This is a genomic window from Janthinobacterium sp. SUN211, from assembly GCF_030587315.1.
In the GTDB taxonomy this organism is placed as follows: Bacteria; Pseudomonadota; Gammaproteobacteria; order Burkholderiales; family Burkholderiaceae_D; genus Janthinobacterium; species Janthinobacterium kumbetense.
In genome coordinates, this window is record NZ_JAPWIC010000003.1 from 453471 (window position 1) to 472912 (window position 19442).

At 64.1% G+C, this 19442-nt stretch carries 7 protein-coding genes and 1 riboswitch; of the genes, 4 read left to right on the forward strand and 3 right to left on the reverse strand.

Features of this window, described 5'->3' with window-relative positions:
• Window positions 1-34 precede the first annotated feature (34 nt).
• Entirely contained in the window at window positions 35-1921 is a 1887-nt protein-coding gene (locus O3301_RS13305) for a methyl-accepting chemotaxis protein (RefSeq protein WP_305056593.1), read from the reverse strand.
• A 189-nt stretch (window positions 1922-2110) separates the two neighbouring features.
• The gene (locus O3301_RS13310; protein ID WP_305056594.1) at window positions 2111-2608 is read right to left on the reverse strand and encodes an Lrp/AsnC family transcriptional regulator; all 498 of its coding nucleotides are present in this window, start codon (window positions 2606-2608) and stop codon (window positions 2111-2113) included.
• Window positions 2609-2762: 154 nt separating this feature from the next.
• On the opposite strand from O3301_RS13310, the gene O3301_RS13315 reads away from it, so the two are divergent.
• A complete protein-coding gene (locus tag O3301_RS13315; protein ID WP_305056595.1) occupies window positions 2763-4790 on the forward strand; it encodes an aminotransferase class V-fold PLP-dependent enzyme in 2028 nt (675 codons plus the stop codon).
• A gap of 405 nt (window positions 4791-5195) precedes the next feature.
• A complete protein-coding gene (locus O3301_RS13320) occupies window positions 5196-13823 on the forward strand; it encodes a GH36-type glycosyl hydrolase domain-containing protein (protein ID WP_369812197.1) in 8628 nt (2875 codons plus the stop codon).
• A gap of 325 nt (window positions 13824-14148) precedes the next feature.
• Here O3301_RS13320 and O3301_RS13325 read toward each other — a convergent pair whose 3' ends face one another.
• Entirely contained in the window at window positions 14149-14724 is a 576-nt protein-coding gene (locus O3301_RS13325) for a TMEM165/GDT1 family protein (RefSeq protein ID WP_034753160.1), read from the reverse strand.
• 9 nt (window positions 14725-14733) lie between these two features.
• Window positions 14734-14915: riboswitch (yybP-ykoY riboswitch) on the reverse strand.
• Window positions 14916-15060: 145 nt separating this feature from the next.
• Between O3301_RS13325 and O3301_RS13330 the strand changes: the two genes are divergently transcribed.
• The gene (locus O3301_RS13330) at window positions 15061-17454 is read left to right on the forward strand and encodes a M1 family aminopeptidase (protein WP_305056596.1); all 2394 of its coding nucleotides are present in this window, start codon (window positions 15061-15063) and stop codon (window positions 17452-17454) included.
• A 118-nt stretch (window positions 17455-17572) separates the two neighbouring features.
• Window positions 17573-19432: a M1 family metallopeptidase gene (locus tag O3301_RS13335; RefSeq protein WP_305056597.1), complete on the forward strand. Its 1860-nt coding sequence runs from the start codon at window positions 17573-17575 to the stop codon at window positions 19430-19432.
• The last annotated feature ends 10 nt before the right edge of the window (window positions 19433-19442 follow it).

The following is a 19442-nucleotide window of genomic DNA, read 5'->3' on the forward strand; positions in this document are numbered from 1 at the left end:
CCGGCTTGGGCAGCGCCGGCTTGCCGGCCGGCTGCTACGCGGCATGCCCGGTTTCTTCCAGCTTGAACACGCTGACCACCTGCGCCAGCCGCCCGGCCTGATCCTGCAGGGACTGGGCTGCCGCCGCCGCTTCTTCCACCAGGGCCGCATTTTGCTGGGTGGCGTCATCCATCTGCGTGACCGTGGCATTGACTTGCGCGATACCCTGGCTTTGCTCCTGGCTGGCCGAAGCGATTTCTCCCATCAGGTCGGCGACTCTTTGTACGGAGACGACGATGTCCTGCATGGTGGCGCCGGCCGAGTCGACCAGCTTGCTGCCCGCGTCCACCTTGCTGCCCGAGTCGACGATCAAGTCCTTGATTTCCTTCGCCGCCTGGCTTGACCTCTGCGCCAGATTGCGCACTTCCGTTGCCACCACGGCAAAGCCGCGTCCCTGTTCGCCCGCGCGCGCCGCCTCGACCGCTGCGTTCAGCGCGAGGATATTGGTTTGGAAGGCAATGCCGTCGATCACACCGATAATATCTGCGATCTTGCGTGAACTTTCCGTAATCGCGCCCATCGTCTGCACGACTTGTCCGACTACTTCGCCGCCCTTGACGGCGTGGCTTGAAGCCGACACCACCAGCTGGTTGGCCTGACGCGCGTTGTCCGCGTTCTGTTTCACGGTCGATGTCAGCTCTTCCATGGCCGCCGCCGTCTCTTCCAGACTTGACGCCTGGGCTTCCGTACGCGCCGACAGATCCAGGTTGCCCGACGCGATCTGGCTCGATGCGCTGGCAATCGCCCCGGTACTGTCGCGAACTTCGCGTATCGTCACGTTCAGCGACGCGACGAAGCGGTTGAAGGCGGCGGCCAGGGCGCCGACCTCGTCTTCGGATTCGACGGGCATGCGGCGGCTCAGGTCGCCATTCCCGCTGGCGATCTCGCTGAGCATGTCGGCCGCGCGCGCGACGGGGGCGGCGATGGCGCGGCTGATGACATAAATGATGAGCAGGGCGATGCCGCCGCCCACCAGGCCGGCGATCAGGGCGGCGATCAGGGCCGAACGCGTGACGTTGCCCAGCACTTCCGCTTCCGGCACTTCGGCCATCACATACAGATTCAATTCCGGCACGAAGGAGGCGGCGACGAACTGGCGTCCCGCCGGCGCGTCGTAGATGGCGTACGCGTACTTGTTGCCCGTCAGCAGGCTCTTGCTCAGGGTGTCGCTAAAGCCGGGCAAATCCTTGAGCAGATGCTTGCCGTCGGCCAGGGCCGTGTCGCGGTGCACCAGCAGCACGCCGTTGGCGCGCGCCAGGTAGACATGGCCCGTCTGGCCGATCTTGTAGCTGCGGATGGTGTCGGCCAGTGCATTGATGGACAGGCCCAGGCCGGCCGCGATCTGCTTGCCGCCCGCCGTCTGGCCGCGCGCATTCAGGTACAGCATCAGGTCGCTGGAGTTTTCCGCCTTGTCGATGTCGAGCGTATAGGCCTTGTCGCCGGCCAGCAAGCCATAAAACCACTGGTCGGCGGCCTGGTTCTTGTCCAAGGTGCGCAGCAAGCCTTCCGTGGTGAAATACTTGCCCGTGCTGGCCGACGCCCAGTTGATCGAGGCGGCCTTGTTCTTTTCCTTGACCACGGTGGCGTAGCGCTGGAAGGTGGCGATACCGCTGTCGGGCAAGCCGGCGTCTTCCCAGTCTTGCAGGTAGACATCGTTGGCCATGGTCTGCACCACGGACAGGGGCTGGCTGATCTGGCGCAGCACATCGTTGCGGATCTCGCCCACTTGCGCCGGCAATTCCTGGCCGACGACGCGTTCGCGCACGTAATCGCTGCTCATGCGCACGCTGAGAAAGGACGAGATCGCCATGAAGAGCAGCAGGCACAAGCCCATGCTGAACAGGAGTTTTTTCTGGATGGAGAGACGGCGGAGCAGTGACATGGAAGACCTTGAATGATGGCCTGCACAATCGGCAGAAAAGCGGGCAGGCAAGCCTGCAGTATACCGGCCGGGCCGTGCGTTTCACTGCACCATTGCTGCTTTCAGGCTATTTATGTTGCAATGCAGCAACGCAAGAAGCAGGCAATCATGCCGATTTTTCATGCTTGTTCGCCATGCGGCGAAAATGGGTCAGGCAGGCAAGCCGTGGGCGATCAATTCCAGCGGCAATTCCGTGCTGCACTTGATTTGTTCCATGGAGAAGGCGGACGACACGCCCGTCAGCTGCACCGCCTTGATGAGCTTTTTATAGAAGGTGTCGTAGCCCTTGATGTCGGTGGTAACGACTTTCAGCAGGTAGTCGATATCGCCGCTCATGCGGTGAAATTCCTGCACCTCGGGCAAGACGATGACGGCGGCGGCGAAGCGGCGCAGCCATTTTTCATCGTGCTGTCCCGTGCGCACGCTGACGAAGACGGTCACGGGCAACCCCACTTTTTGCCGGTTGACGATGGCCACGCGGCTCTCGATATAGCCCTCTTCCTCCAGGCGCTTGACCCGCTTCCAGCACGGCGTGCTCGACAAGCCGATCTTCTCGCTGAGGGCGGCGATCGACAAGGTGCCATCCTGCTGCAGGGCGGCCAGGATGGCGCAGTCGAATTTGTCGAGCAGGCTGTTTGGTGAATGCATTTTACTATTCCTGTTTTTATAGTATGAACATGCTGCATATTACCGTGTTTGCAGTGTCTTTTGGCATATCTTCACGGACGGGTGCCGGTAGACTGTTCATACGTTCCAGCCGCAGGTGCTGCCCCTTTATTTATAGAATCCCCGGACTGCCATCATGAAAGAAATCTACCTCGACAGCAATGCCACCACCTGCGTGCTGCCCGCCGCCGTTGCCGCCGCCCGGCAAGCGATGGAGCAGGGCTATGGCAATCCCAGCAGCACCCACGCCACGGGATTGCAGGCCAAGGCCATGATGGATGGCGTGCGCCAGCGCGCCAGCGGCCTGCTGGGCGTGGGCGACGGCCGGTTGATGTTCAACAGCGGCGCCACCGAAGGCATCCAGACGGCCGTGCTGTCGGCCCTGTGCGCGCTGCGCGAACGGCGCGACGCGGGCAAGCGCATCGGCAGCCTGCTGCTGTATGGCGCGACCGAGCACAAGGCCGTGCCGGAAAGCCTGGCGCACTGGAACCGGCTCCTGGGCCTGAACCTGGAAGTGCGCAAGCTGCCTGTCGATGCGCAGGGGCGCCACGATCTGCAGGCGCTCGATGCGCTGATCGGCGATGCGGCCATGCTGTGCACGATGGCGGCGAATAATGAAACGGGCGTCGTCAGCGACTTGTCCGCCATCGCCCAGCTGCTGCAGGAACGGGGCGCCGATGCCTACTGGATGGTCGATTGCGTGCAGGCGCTGGGCAAGCTGAAGCTGAACCTGGCCGCCACGCGCATCGATTACGCGCCGTTTTCCGGCCACAAGCTGTATGCGCCCAAGGGCATCGGCATGCTGTATGTGCGCGCCGGCGCGCCGTTCACCCCTCTGATGATGGGCGGCGGCCAGGAAGCGGGCCTGCGCTCGGGCACGGAAAACATGGCCGGCATCGCCGCGCTGGGCGCCGTGCTGGCCGCGCTCGACGATGGCAAGACCTTCCGCAGCCACGCCGACCTGGCTGCTTTCCGCGAGCAGCTGGTGGCCAGCCTGGAACGCGCTTTCCCGGGCATCGTCTTCAATATGCCGTTTGACTTGTCGCTGCCGACGACGCTCAATTTTTCCGTGCCCGGCTTGTCCTCGAAAGAGCTGCTGGACCTGTTCGACGCGGCGCGCGTGCGCGTCAGCTCGGGCAGCGCCTGTTCCGCCGCCAAGGCCCTGCCCAGCTATGTGCTGGAAGCGATGCACGTGCCGCAATGGCGCGCCAGCTCGGCCATCCGTTTGTCGTTCGGCCCCCTGATCGATGCGGCGACGGTGACGGCCGCCTGCGCGCGCATCGAGCGTTGCGGCGAAGCGCTGCGCAGCAGCTGTTTGCTGCCATCGGCGCTGGCGCCATCGCCGCAGGACGGCATAATCCAGTTGAGCGTCGATGGCCAGTGCACCTGGCTGCTCAGCGACGCTGCCAGCGCCAGTTGCGTCGTCATCGATCCCGTCGCCGCCCTGGTGCCGCGCCTGGCCGCCTTCATCCGCTGCCAGCATCTGGCCTTGCGCGCCATCGTGCACACGGCCGCCCCGGCCGACCATGGCGTGGCGCGCCTGGCCTTGCTGCAGGAACTCGTCATCGAACAGGTGGGCCGCATCGATATCGACGGTGAGCTGGCACTGGGCCAGCAGCGCCTGCGACGCGTCGAGTGTGGCGAAAACCATGTGTATCTGCTGGAGCAGCGCTTTGCCTTCATCGGTGCCCTGGCGCCTGAGGCGTTGACGCCCTTGCTGGATGCGGCGCTGGTGACGCAAGACACCGTGCTGTGCGCGTCAGGCGACGATGGCGGCATTTGCGGTACCGTGCGCACCGTATGGGACGGTATCGTGCCGAGCGCCGAACTGCAGCTCGATGCGGCCGCCTTGCCCGCCTTCCTGCGCCAGCATCCCGAGGCCATCCTCGTCGACGTGCGCGAAGCGTATGAACACGCGGCGTGCGCCGGCACGGTGTTCGAGGGTTGCGCCGTGCACAGCGTACCGCTGAGCCGCCTGGCGGGACAGGTGGCTGAATGGTTGCAGCAGCCGCAGCGTCCGCTGGTCTTTTTCTGCCGCAGCGGTAACCGCAGCGCGCGCGCCGCCGCCTGCCTGCGCCGCCTCGGTCACGGTGCGGCATGGCAGCTCAACGGCGGCATGGCGATGGCGGAGGCGACGCGTCACCCGCTGGCCATCGCTGCCTGAGCGGCTTGAACTTTCTTCCGTGAAATATTGCACCGTGCCATCATTGGCACGGTGCCGCTACTCCTTTCCCACTATTCATTTCCTCCAGGAATCTTTCTCCCGTTTCACTCGCTGATTTCCTTGCCGGCACGCCCCTAAAGCGCTGGGTATGTACGCTAGCGCACGGTCTTGCGCGCAGGGCGCCCCTACGATGAAGTTGAGAAAATCTCCCTACACCCTGAGATTCGTCGCAACGCTCCGGCGCTTCGCTTTCCGTCTTCGCCAGTGTCCGATCGTGTTCTTCCAGACTGGGCCAGCGTGACGGCGGCCGCTGGTTGCCTGCGCGCACCTAGCGAGGCCAAGTTGAAAGAGTACACAGCAGTTGTCACGCAGCAGATCAAGGAACAGATTTCCAAAGTTAAAGAAATCTTCCGCGACCATTCCCTTGCACCGGAAACCTTCGACGCCGCGCGCGACGATGCCTTGCCCTTGCGTTCCGAATTATTCAGCGCCATGCAGATGGCGGCCCACGGCAAGCACGTGGCCGCCGGCCATGCGGTGGGACGACACCATGGGCGCGACCGCCTGCTGGCGCGCCTGGCCGACAATGCGGCCCTGATCACGGCCACCGTCAACGAGCTGACGGCGACCGTCAAGAGCGGGCGCCAGGTCACGCCCGCCTCGGAATGGCTGCTCGATAATTTTTACCTGATCGAAGAGCAGATCCGCACCACGCGGCGCCACCTGCCGAAGAACTACAGCAAGGAGTTGCCACGCCTGACTTCCGGCGCGGACGCTGGCTGCCCGCGCGTGTACAAGATCGCGCTGGAAATCATCTCGCACGGCGATGGCCGCGTCGACCTGGAAAACCTGTGCCACTTCGTCGAGGCTTACCAGGACGTGGCCACCTTGACCCTGGGTGAGCTGTGGGCCGTGCCCATCATGCTGCGCCTGGCCCTGATCGAAAACCTGCGCCGCGTCGCCGCGCGCGTGGCCGACGACCGCATGCAGCGCGACCTGGCCAATACCTGGGCCGACCAGATGACGGAGATCGCCGAGCGCAATCCCAGCGGCTTGATCCTGCTGGTGGCCGACATGGCCCGTTCGAACCCGCCCATGACCAGCGCCTTCGTGGCCGAATTGTCGCGCCGCCTGCAGGGACAAAGTTCGTCACTGACCCTGGCGCTGTCGTGGCTGACGCATAAGCTGGCCGAGTCGGGCCTCACGATCGAGCAGCAGATACAGTCCGAAATCGGGCAACAGGCGGCCGACCAGGTGTCGATCGCCAACAGCATCGGCAGCCTGCGTTTTCTCGGCACCATGGATTGGCAGGAATTCGTCGAGACCATGAGCGTGGTCGAGCAGACCCTGCGCCTCGATCCGGCCGGCACCTATGGCTTGATGGATTTCGCCACGCGCGACAGCTACCGCCACGCCATCGAACGCATCGCCAGGCGCAGCGCGCGCAGCGAAGTGGAAGTGGCCGAGATGGTGGTACAGCTGGCGCACACGCACGGCAACGGCAATGACGCGCGCCGCGGCCACATCGGCTTTTACCTGGTGGGGCGCGGCGTGCTGGTGCTGGAAAAGCAGGCCGGCGCGAAGCTGCCCTTCATCGAAGCGCTGCAGCATACGGCGCGCGCGGCGCCGCTGGCCGTCTACCTGGGCGCGATCTCGTTCCTGACCCTGGCGACGAGCGCCTTGCTGCTCGAGCGCGCCGTGCGCCATGGCGTTCAGGGCTGGCCCCTGGCGGCGCTGGGCGCGCTGGCACTGCTGGGCAGCAGCCAGCTGGCCGTGGCCGTGGTGAACTGGCTGGCGACCCTGATGACGTCGCCGCATCCGCTGCCGCGCATGGATTACCAGGCCGGCATTCCGTCGGATGCGCGCGGCATCGTCGTGGTACCGACCCTGATCTACAGCGAGGACAACGTGGCGGCCCTGTGCGAGGCGCTGGAAGTGCGTTATCTCGCCAACCGCGACCCGAACTTGCGCTTTTGCCTGCTGACGGACTTTGTCGACGCGCAGGCGCAAACGATGCCGGGCGACGAAACCCTGCTGCGCCAGGCGCAGGACATCATCCGCGGCTTGAACGAGAAATACCGCGTGGAGGGCGTCGCGTTCAAGGAAAACGGCGACCCGGCCGGCCCCGAAGAGCTGGGCCATGTGGGGCCGTTCCTGCTGCTGCACCGTCCGCGCCTGTGGAATTCGCAGCAGAATGCGTGGATGGGACAGGAGCGCAAGCGCGGTAAATTGTCCGACCTGCACGCGTTTTTGCGCGGCGGCGCGCGCGACAAATTCTCGCTGGTGGAAGGCGAGTTGCGCGGCCTGCGCACGATCAAATACGTGATCACGCTCGACACGGATACGCAGCTGCCGCGCGATGCGGCGCGCGAATTCATCGCCACCATGATGCACCCGCTGAACCGCCCCGTGCTGGACGCGGCCGGCACGCGCGTGGTGGCCGGTTACGGCATCCTGCAGCCGCGCGTGGCCGTGGCGCTGCCCAGCGCGAACGCTTCGCGCTACGAGCTGCTGTGCGGCGGTGAGCCGGGCATCGACCCCTACACGCGCACCGTGTCGGACCTGTACCAGGACGTGTTTCATGAAGGCTCCTTCATCGGCAAGGGCATCTATGACCTCGACATGTTCGAGCGCGTGCTGGGCCAGCGCCTGCCCGATAATAAAATCCTCAGCCACGATTTATTGGAAGGCTGTTACCTGCGCGCCGGGCTGCTCAGCGACTCGCAACTGTACGAGGAATATCCGGCCCGCTATGACGCCGACGTGAGCCGCCGCCAGCGCTGGATACGCGGCGACTGGCAGCTGCTCGGCTGGCTGCTGGGCCGGGTTCCAGGCCGCGCCGGCAAGCGCGAACGCAATCCCCTGTCGATGCTGTCGCGCTGGAAGCTGTTCGACAACCTGCGCCGCAGCGTCGTGGCGCCGGCCACCACCTTGTCCCTGCTGCTGGTGTGGGGCTTTTTGCCGCACGTCGCTTTCTGGAGCGCAGCGGTGCTGGCCATCATCTTCCTGCCGCCCGTGTTTTCGGCCCTGTACGATTTGCTGCGCAAACCGCGCGACACCCTGTGGCGCCAGCACCTGGCCGCGTTCGAGCGTCGCTGCGGCGTGCAGTTTTCGCACGCCATGCTGACGCTTGTCTTCCTGCCGTACGAAGCGTGGATCAGCCTGGACGCCATCGCCCGCACCCTGTGGCGCCTGGGCATGTCGCACAAGCACTTGCTCGACTGGCGCGCCTCGAATTTGCACAGTTCTTCCGGCTCGCAGGCCGACAGCTGGCGCGCCATGTGGTGCTCGCCCGCGCTGGCGCTGGCCGCCTTCGGCGCCTTGCTGGCCTGGCGTCCGCAAGCCTTGCCGGCCGCCGCCGTGGTGCTGCTGTTATGGCTCGTCGCACCCGCCATCGCCTGGTGGATCAGCCGCCCCATCGAGCGGGCCGTGGCGCGCCTGTCGGCCGAGCAGGGACGCTTCCTGCACGGCGTGGCGCGCAAGACCTGGGCGTATTTCGATACCTTCGTCGGTCCCGATGACCACTGGCTGCCGCCCGATAATATGCAGGAGCATCCGAACCTGGTGGTGGCGCACCGCACCTCGCCGACGAATATCGGCCTGGCGCTGCTGGCGAATTTGACGGCCTACGATTTCGGTTACCTCACCCTGGGCCAGTTGATCGAGCGCAGCCGCGCCACCTTGCACAGCATGGGCGAACTGGAACGCTTCCAGGGCCACTTCTATAACTGGTACGACACGCAAACGCTCAAGGCGCTGCAACCGATGTACATCTCGACGGTCGACAGCGGCAACCTGGCCGGCCATCTGCTGACCTTGCAGCCGGGACTGGTGGAACTGTACGACGCGCCCATCATCGGCGCGCAGGTGGTGCAGGGTATCCGCACGACGGCGCAGGTGCTGCAGGAATTCATCGCTGCCGAAGGCGAGGGCAAGGCCATGCGCGACAGCATGAGCCTGCTGCAGGCAGTGGCACATCCCGCCACTCTGGGCGAATGGCATGCCTACCTGGGCGCGGTGAATGGCGCGGCCGACGCGCTGCTGTCGCTGACACTGCAAAGCGAGGATGGCGAACTGTCCATGTGGGCGGGTGCGCTGGCGCGCCAGTGCCGCGCGGCGCTGGCCGAATTGCTGCAACTGGCACCGTGGGCGGGGCAGGTGGATGTCGATGCGGTGCTGATGCGCATGCCGACCCTGCGCGAACTGGCCAACCTGGAAACGCCGGAAGGCCTGCCTGTCGAGCTGGCCGCCTTGCTGGCGCAGGGCCGCGACCAGGCGGGACGCCACATGCGCGACATCGCCCACGCGGCGGGCCAAGCGCGCGACTTCGCGCAGATCGAATACGCGTTCCTGTACAACCCATCGACAAAACTGCTGGCCATCGGCTACAACGTCAGCGAACGGCGCCTGGACCCCAGCTACTACGATTTGCTCGCTTCCGAGGTACGCCTGGCCAGCTTCATCGCCATCGCCCAGGGCCAGCTGCCGCAGGAGCATTGGTTCGCGCTGGGCCGCCAGCTGTGCATGGTGGCGGGCCAGCCCGTGCTGCTGTCGTGGAGCGGCTCGATGTTCGAGTACCTGATGCCGCTGCTGGTGATGCCGAATTATCCGAACACCCTGCTCGATCAGACGTACCACTCCGTCATCGAGGCGCAGATCGATTACGGACGCCAGCGCGATGTGCCGTGGGGGATTTCCGAGTCCGGCTACAACACGGTCGACGCCAGCCTGAATTACCAGTACCGAGCGTTTGGCGTGCCAGGGCTGGGCTTGAAGCGGGGCCTGGCCGACGACCTGGTGGTGGCGCCGTACGCCAGCATGATGGGCCTGATGGTGCAGCCGGAGGCGTCGTGCCAGAACCTGCAGCGGATGCAGGCGGCCGGCTATATGGGCCGCTACGGCTTCTTTGAAGCCATCGATTTCACCACGGCGCGCCTGCCGCGCGGGCAGGGCAGCGCCATCATCCGCTCCTTCATGGTGCACCACCAGGGCATGGGCTTTTTGGCCCTCAGTTACCTGTTGCACGACCGCCCGATGCAGCGCCGTTTCGAGTCCGATCCGCTGCTGCAATCGGCCTTGCTGGTGCTGCAGGAACGCACGCCGCAGGCCGGTGCGTTTTACTCGAACACGGCCGAACTGGCGGTGCTGCGCAGCGGCGTCCCCGAACAGGCCATGCCGATGCGCATCCTTACGCAAGCCAACAGCGCCGTGCCGGAAACGCAGCTGCTGTCGAATGGCCGCTACCACGTCATGGTGAGCAATGCGGGCGGCAGCTACAGCCGCTGGAAAGACCTGTCCGTGACGCGCTGGCGCGAAGACAGCACGCGCGATAACTGGGGCAATTTCTGCTATCTGCGCGACCTCGACGACGGTGCCGTCTGGTCCACCATGTACCAGCCGACCCTGGCCGAGCCGAAGAAATACGAAGTGATTTTTTCGGAAGGGCGGGCTGAGTTCCGCCGGGCCGACCATGGCCTGGACCTTTACACGGAAATCGTCGTCTCGCCCGAGGACGACATTGAAATCCGACGCACGCGCATCAGCAATAATTCGAACCGCCAGCGGCGCATCGAGATCACCAGTTTCGCCGAAGTGGTGATGGCGCCGGCGGCGGCCGATGCGGCCCACCCCGCGTTCAGCAAGCTGTTCGTGCAGACTGAAATCCTCGCGCATGAAAAGGCGATTTTATGCACGCGCCGGCCCCGCTCGAAGGATGAGCAGATGCCGTGGCTGCTGCATGTGATGACCGTGCACGATATCGAGCGCTACGAAGTCTCGTTCGAGACGGACCGCGCGCGCTTCATCGGCCGCGGCAACACGGCGCAATTGCCGCAGGCGCTGCAGGAAAGCGGCCCCTTGAGCGGCGGCCACGGTTCCGTGCTGGACCCCATCGTGGCGATCCGCTACGTCATCACGCTGGCCCCGGACCAGGCCGTGACGGTCGACAGCGTGACGGGCATGGTCGAGCAGCGCGAGGCGGCGCTGCACCTGATCGACAAATACCAGGACCGCCACCTGGCCGACCGCGTGTTCGAACTGGCCTGGACGCACAGCCAGGTGGTGCTGCGCCAGTTGAATGCCAGCGAAGCCGATGCGCAGCTGTATGCGCGCCTGGCCAATGCCGTGATCTATCCGAATGCGGCCCTGCGCGCCGAGGCCAGCATCCTGATCAAGAACCAGCGGGGCCAGTCCGGCCTGTGGGCGTATGCCATCTCGGGCGACTTGCCCATCGTGTTGCTGCAGATACGCGATTCGGCCAATATCGAGTTGGCGCGCCAGATGGTGCAGGCGCATGCCTACTGGCGCCTGAAGGGGCTGGTGGTGGACCTGGTGATCTGGTATGAAGAGCAATCGGGCTACCGCCAGCTGCTGCACGACCAGATCATGGGCTTGATCGCCTCGGGCATCGATGCGCAGGCGATCGACCGCCCGGGCGGCATCTTCGTGCGCCTGGCCGAGCAGATCGCCAATGAAGACCGCATCTTGCTGCAATCGGTGGCGCGCGCCATCATCAGCGACTTGCGCGGTACTCTGGCCGAGCAGGTCAAGCGCCCGCCCAGCCCCGTGCTGCGCATGCCGCCGCTGCTGCAGGACCCGGCCCGCGACCACGGCGGCGTGCCGCACCGGGCGCCAAGGCGCGAGCTGATCCTGGAAAATGGCCTGGGCGGTTTCACGCCCGACGGGCGCGAATATGTGATCACGACGGGAGAAAATAAACAGACGCCGGCGCCCTGGTCGAACGTGCTGGCCAATGCGCAATTCGGCACGGTGGTGTCCGAAGCCGGCCAGGCGTATACGTGGAGCGAAAATGCGCATGAATTCCGCCTCACGCCATGGCAGAACGACCCAGTCTCCGACCTGTCCGGCGAAGCGTTCTATGTGCGCGATGAGCAGAGCGGCCAGTTCTGGTCGCCCTCGTCCCTGCCCGCGCGCGGCAGCGGCGACTACGTCACGCGCCACGGCTTCGGCTATAGCGTGTTCGAGCACAGCGAAGGGGGCATCGCCACCGAATTGTGCACCTATGTGGCGCTGGACGCAGCCGTCAAATACTCTGTCATCAAGGTGCGTAACGACAGCGGCGTGCCGCGCCGCCTGTCCGTCACGGGCTATATGGAATGGGTGATGGCCGACCTGCGCGCCAAGTCCGGCATGCACGTGGCCACCGAAGTCGACACGATCAGCGGCGCCCTGTTTGCGCGCAATAACTACAACACGGAGTTTTCGGGCCGGGTCGGCTTTTTCAATACGGATGCCAGCATCCGTTCCATCACTTGCGACCGCAATGAATTCATCGGCCGCAATGGCAGTCTGGCGCAGCCAGCCGCCTTGCGCCGCGTGCGCCTGTCCGGCAAGGCGGGCACGGGATTGGACCCGTGCGCAGCGATCCAGGTACCGTTTGAACTGCAGCCGGGGCAGGAGCGCGAAATCGTTTTCCTGCTCGGCGTGGGCGGGCGCCGCAATGCGGACGCCAGCACCATGGTGCAGCGCCATGCGGGCAAGGAAGCGGCCCGCATGGCGCTCGACGCGGTGCGTGCGCACTGGGAAAGCACCCTGGGGGCCGTGCGCATCGAGACGCCCGATCCATCGCTCGATGTGATCGCCAATGGCTGGCTGATGTACCAGACCATCGCCTGCCGCCTGTGGGCGCGCAGCGGCTATTACCAGTCGGGCGGCGCCTACGGTTTCCGCGACCAGCTGCAGGATGCGATGGCCATGATCCATACGGCGCCGCAGCTGCTGCGCAAGCACTTGCTGCTGTGCGCGGCGCACCAGTTTGTCGAGGGCGACGTGCAGCACTGGTGGCATCCGCCGTCGGACCGGGGCGTGCGCACGCACTGTTCCGACGACTATCTGTGGCTGCCGCTGGCTACTTGCCGCTACGTGATCGCCACGGGCGACGTCAACGTGCTGTCGGAAGTGGCGCCCTTCATCGAGGGGCGCGCCGTCAAGCCGGAAGAGGATTCGTATTACGACCTGCCCGTGCGCTCGGGCGAGTCGGCGGACCTGTACGAACACTGCGTGCGCGCCATCCGCCACGGTCTGCGTCTGGGCGTGCACGGCTTGCCGCTGATCGGTTCCTGCGACTGGAATGACGGCATGGACAAGGTGGGCGAACATGGCAAGGGCGAGAGCGTGTGGCTGGCCTTCTTCCTGTACGAAGTGCTGCAGCGTTTCGCCGAAGTGGCCGTGCTGCGCGGCGATGCGCCGTTTGCCCAGTTCTGCCGCGATGAAGCCGTTAAGCTGGCGGCCAACGTCGAGGAACATGCGTGGGATGGCGAATGGTACCGGCGCGCGTATTTCGACGACGGCACACCATTGGGATCGCACACGAACGAGGAATGCCAGATCGATTCGATTTCGCAAAGCTGGGGTGTGCTGTCGGGCGCGGCCAACAGGGAACGGGTCGCCGGCGCCATGCGCCAGGTCGATGCACGGCTGGTGCGCCGCGATTCGGGTGTGATCCAGCTGCTCGATCCGCCGTTCGATAAGTCCAGCCTGAATCCCGGCTATATCCGCGGCTACGTGCCGGGCGTGCGCGAGAACGGCGGCCAATACACGCATGCGGCCATCTGGACGGCGATGGCGTTTGCCCGCCTGGGCGATGGCGAAAAAGCGTGGGAACTGCTGCGCATGATCAATCCCGTGCGCCACGGCGTTGACGCGCAGGCGGTGCAGCGCTACAAGGTCGAGCCCTACGTGGTGACGGCCGACGTGTATGCCGTGGCGCCCCACGTGGGACGGGGCGGCTGGAGCTGGTACACGGGGTCGTCGGGCTGGCTGTACCGGCTGATCGTCGAATCCCTGCTCGGTTTGACGCGCGAAGCGGACGTGCTGCGCATGGTGCCGGTCATGCCCGCAGAGTGGAACAGCTTCAAGCTGCATTACCGCTTTGGCGCCAGCAGCTATGCCATCACGGTGGAACAGGCGCAGGGACGGCCTGCGGGCTTGTCGCTCGATGGCGTGGCACAGGGTGGCAACAGCATCGCCCTGCGCGACGAGGGCCGCGAGTACGCAGTGCTACTGCTGGTTTAGTCTTGCAGCCGTACATGCCACGTATCGTATTCGGGCCGGCGCCTGCCAAGCAGCAGGATCAGGCCGGCGCCCAGCAACAGCAGGTCGCGCGTGCGTACGGCGGGCTCGGATTGCGTTGCCGTCTGAGGGCTCGCGGGTGCCGCCATGGCAGTGGGGAACTGGCTTGCGCAGGCAGCCAGGCACAGCGCCGCCATTTTTCCATTCAAATGCATAGATTCCTCAAGAAAGCGCGGTGACCACCAGGTGGCACCGCGCCAGTATTCATGTCGGCGACATTGTAATTATAGACATGAACATTGTAAATGAGAAATTATTTAAGATTGAGTCAAAACCCCAGGGCCGCGCCCGCGCCCAGCAGGGTGGCCACGCCCAGCACGGCAAAGACCAGCGCCGCGATGCCATGCACGAGGCGCAGCGGGACGCGGTTGGCGATCCTGTCGCCGAGGTACACGGCCGGCACGTTGGCCAGCATCATGCCGAAGGTGGTGCCCAGCACGACGGAAACAATGTCGTGATAGCGCGCCGCCAGCGCCACCGTGGCGACCTGCGTCTTGTCTCCCATTTCCGCCATGAAGAAGGCGATCAGGGTGGTCAGGAATACGCCGTACTTGGCCAATTTGGTTTCGTCTTCATCGAGCTTGTCGGGGATCAGGGTCCAGGCAGCCATCGCCAGGAAGGAGACGCCCAGTACCCAGCGCAGCACGTCGGGCCCCAGCATGCTGGTGATCCAGGCGCCGACGGCGGCGGCGAACGCGTGGTTGGCGATGGTGGCGACGAAAATCGCCAGCACGATGGGCAAGGGCTTGCGGAATTTGGCGGCCAGCAAAAAGGCCAGGAGTTGGGTTTTGTCGCCGATTTCAGCGAGACCGACGATGCCGGTGGAGATGAGGAATGCTTCCATGAGATTGCAAGAGGTACGCGGGCCGGACGAATTAACCAATGATCCACGGGCGACTCCGGCCCATGCGGCCGCCCTGGATCAATGGTCTCGTCAAGTTTTGCAACCACCTGCACCATGGCCTGCGGGCCAATTATGTTGATACAGGTTCCCGCGGCAGGACCGCAGGACGACTACTCCCCAATGTTCGAGGCGCATCATACGCCAATGCCTGCGCCGGCGCCAGTGCCGGCGGGGGATGTTGCGGCCTGGTGTGTGGGACTTCGACAACAATGATCGATTTGCAAACAGACTCGACTTAGAATGCAGTCTGTCCACGACTCCCAGATGGAATGCGCCATGCCGGTCCTTGTCCGCTTGCTTGCCTTGTGTTTGACCTTGTTTGCTCCCTTGTCCGGCCTGTGCGCCGCCGCGCCTTTCGACGACAAGTTCCGCCAGCTCGAAGAATTGCTGCCCACGCCGAATAGCTACCGCACGGCGTCCGGCGCGCCGGGCCACGCCTACTGGCAGCAGCGCGCCGATTACGTAATCCGCGCTACCCTGGACGAAGCGCGCCGCGAAATCACGGCCAGCGAGCAGATCACCTATCACAACCGCTCGCCCGACAGCCTTGCGTATCTGTGGCTGCAGCTGGACCAGAATGGCTTGCGCAAGGATGCCGACCAGCGCCGCGTCCTGAGCGCGCCGTCGCGCCAGGCCTGGCTCAGCAGCAGCGAAGAAGAGGCGCTGAAATTCGAGGACTTGCGCGCCATCCATGCGGGCCGCGAATTTGACGGCGGCTTCAAGCTCACGGCCGTGAAAGCGGCCAGTGGCAAGCCGCTGCCGTATGTCGTCAACCAGACCATGCTGCGCATCGATTTGCCGGTGGCGCTGACCCCAGGCCAGAGCATCACGTTCAACATCGATTGGTCGTATCAGATCAATGACCAGAAGGTGCTGGTCGAACGCTCCGGCTACGAGTATTTTGAGGACGACAAGAACGCGATTTTCCAGATCGCGCAGTGGTTTCCGCGCATGGCCGCGTATTACGACGCCGTCGGCTGGCAGCACAAGCAGTTCCTCGGCTCGGGCGAATTCACGCTGGAGTTTGGCGACTACGAGCTGTATCTGACGGTGCCGGGCGACCATGTGGTGGCCGCCACGGGCGAGCTGCAAAATCCTGCCGCCGTGTTGAGCGCGGCGCAGCGCGAGCGCCTGGCGCGGGCGAAAAACAGCGACACGCCGCTGCTGGTGATCACGCCGGAAGAGGCGCTGGCGGCGGAAAAGGGCAAAGCCACGGGCATGAAAACCTGGCACTTCAAGGCGGCCAATGTGCGCGACGTGGCGTGGGCTTCGAGCCGCAAGTTCATCTGGGATGCGCAGGGTTTGAATAGCGGCGGCAAGCGCGTGATGGCCATGTCCTACTATCCGAACGAGGGCAATCCGCTGTGGCAGCAGTACAGCACGCGCGCCGTCGTGCACGCGATCGAGCAGTACAACAAGTACAGTTTCGACTATCCGTATCCGAACGCGATGTCCGTCAACGGCGCCGTGGGCGGCATGGAGTATCCGATGATTTCGTTCAATGGTGGGCGCCCCGTGAAGGACAAGAAAACGGGGGAACGCACGTATTCAAAGACGACCAAGTATGACTTGATCGGCGTGATCATCCACGAAGTGGGCCATAATTATTTTCCCATGATCGTCAACTCGGACGAGCGCCAGTGGACGTGGATGGACGAGGGTTTGAATTCCTTCCTGCAGTACCTGGCCGAGCAGGCGTGGGAAGAGCATTTTCCGTCCTGGAATGGCGAGCCGCGCAAGATCGTCGACTACATGCGTAGCCAGAACCAGGTGCCCATCATGACCAACTCCGAGTCCTTGCTGCAGTTCACGGCGAACGCCTACGACAAGCCGGCCACGGCCCTCAACATCCTGCGCGAAACCATTTTAGGGCGCGAGCTGTTCGACTTCGCCTTCAAACAGTACGCCTTGCGCTGGAAGTTCAAGCGCCCCACGCCCGCCGACTTTTTCCGCACCATGGAAGACGCTTCCGGCACGGATCTGGACTGGTTCTGGCGCGGCTGGTTTTATACCACTGACGCGGTCGACATCAGCATCGACGGCATCAGCGAATATGGCGTGAGCACGAAGAATCCGGAAATCGAAAAAGCGTGGAAGAAGACGCAGAAGGCCGCGCAGCCCATATCGATCTCGGACCAGCGCAACAAGGCGCTGCCGAAGAAGGTCGACCTCGATCCTGCGCTGAAGGATTTCTATAACCGGCACGATGAATTCACGGTCACCAACAAGGACCGCAACAGCTATGCGGAGGAGCAGGAAACGCTGGAGCCATGGGAGAGAAAGCTGCTGGAACAGCACAACATGGGAAAGCATCTGTACCTGGTCGATTTTTCGAATCTCGGCGGCCTGGTGATGCCGCTGATCCTGGAAATCGAACTGAAAAGCGGCAAGAAGATCATCGAGCGGGTGCCGGCCGAAGTGTGGCGCTACTCGCCGCACAAGATTAGCAAGGTCATCATCACGGACGAGCCGATGGTGGGGCTGGTGCAGGACCCGTACTGGGAGACGGCCGACATCGACATCAGCAATAACGCCTGGCCGAGAAAAATCACGCCATCGCGCCTGGAGCTGTTCAAGCAGGACCGCGACAAGAACAACCTGATGAAGGATTTTAATGTGCCGCTGAAGGCACCCGAGGCCAAGGCCGAAGCCAGGCCGGAAGCAAAATAGGGAAACAGCGCCGGCCAGTCCGGCGCTTTTTCTGCCAGGTCTGCGCCGGAAGTGCTATTCTGCGCGACGCCCCGGCGCACACGGACCGGGGCTTTCGCAAATCATTCAAAAGACGACCATGCAAACTTTGACCTTCCTGCGCGCGCTGGGCTGTGCGCTACTTTGCCAGGTGACCCTGGCCGCGCACGCCGATCCCCTCAGCTATGCGCGCTACGACCAGGTGCGCACGCGCGACCTGCAGCTGGACCTGAAAGCGGATTTCAAGCAAAAGACGCTCTCTGGCTATGCCGAGCTGTCCTTGAACTGGATCGACCCGGCGGCGCGCACTCTGGTGCTCGATACGCGCGACCTGTCGATCGCAAAGGTGCAGGTACAGGACAAGCGTGGCGCATGGCAGATGGCGCCGTACCAGCTGGACAAGGCCGACCCGGAAAAGGGCCAGGCGCTGCGCATCACTACCACGGGCCAGCCGGGCAAAGTGCGCGTCTATTACCACACGGCCCCCAATGCCATCGCGCTGCAGTGGCTCACGCCGCAGCAGACCATGTCGGGCAAGCTGCCTTTCATGTTCAGCCAGTCGCAAAGCATCAATGCCCGTTCGTGGGTGCCGTCGCAGGATACGCCGGCCGTGCGTTTTACCTATAGCGCACGCATCGATGCGCCAGCGGGCATGCGCGTCGTGATGAGCGCCGAGAATGACGAAAAGGCGACGGGCAAGGGCGGCTGGAAATTCAGGATGCCGCAGCCGATTCCTTCGTACCTGCTGGCCATCGCCATCGGCGAACTGGAAGTGCGCAAGCTCGGTCCCCGCTCCGCCGTATATGCCGAACCGCCGCGCATCAAGGCCGCCGAGTACGAGCTGGCCGACACGGAAAAGATGATCCAGGCGGCCGAAGCGCTGTATGGCCCGTATGGATGGGGACGCTACGACATGATCGTGCTGCCGCCATCGTTCCCCTACGGCGGCATGGAAAACCCGCGCCTGACCTTCCTCACGCCGACCATGATCGCGGGCGACCGCAGCCTGGTTGACCTGATCGCGCATGAACTGGCTCACTCGTGGTCGGGCAACCTGGTCACCAACGCGTCGTGGAAGCACATGTGGCTCAACGAAGGCTTTACCACCTATGTCACCACGCGCATTGTAGAGCAGCTGTATGGCAGCGAAGTGGCGCAGATGGGCGTGCAGGTCGACCAGGAAGAACTGGCTGCCTCGATCAAGGAATTACCGGCAGCGAAGACGGCGCTGATCACGCGTGATGCGGACGCCAACCCGGCGGAAACGTACACGGACGACGGCATCATCTACCCGAAAGGCGCCTGGTTCCTGGCGACCATGGAGCGCCGTGCCGGCCGCGCCGTATTCGATCCCTTCCTGCGCGGCTGGTTCGACCAGCATGCGTTCCAGAGCGTGACGACGGAGCAGTTCATCGCCTACCTGCGCAAGAACCTGCTGGCGCAGCATCCGGACGTGATGCCGGAAGCGGAACTCGATGAATGGCTGTACGGCACCGGCGTGCCGGCCAGCGCGCAGCGCGTCGTCTCGCCGCGCCTGGCGCTGCTCGACCAGCACCGCGACGCCTGGTTGAAAGGCGAGCTGGCGACGAAGGACCTGGGCATGGACAAGTGGATCGCCATCGAATCGATGCACTTCCTGAACGACATCAACAACAAGGCCAGCGCGGCGCAATTGCGTGAGCTGGACCAGGCCTACGGTGTGGGCAAGAGCGGCAACAACGAAGTGGCGTACCGCTTTTATCTGGCCTCCGTGAACGCCGGCTACGATGTACGCCAGCCATTGCAGGCATTCCTGATGAGCGTGGGCCGCCAGAAGTTCGTCGTGCCTCTGTACAGCGCCTTGATGAAGACGCCGCAGGGCCATGTCTGGGCCAAGGACGTGTATGCCAAGGCGCGCGAACGCTACCACCCGGTGACGCAGGAAAGCGTCGATAAATTGATGGCCGCGCAAGCGCATTGAACCTTATTGG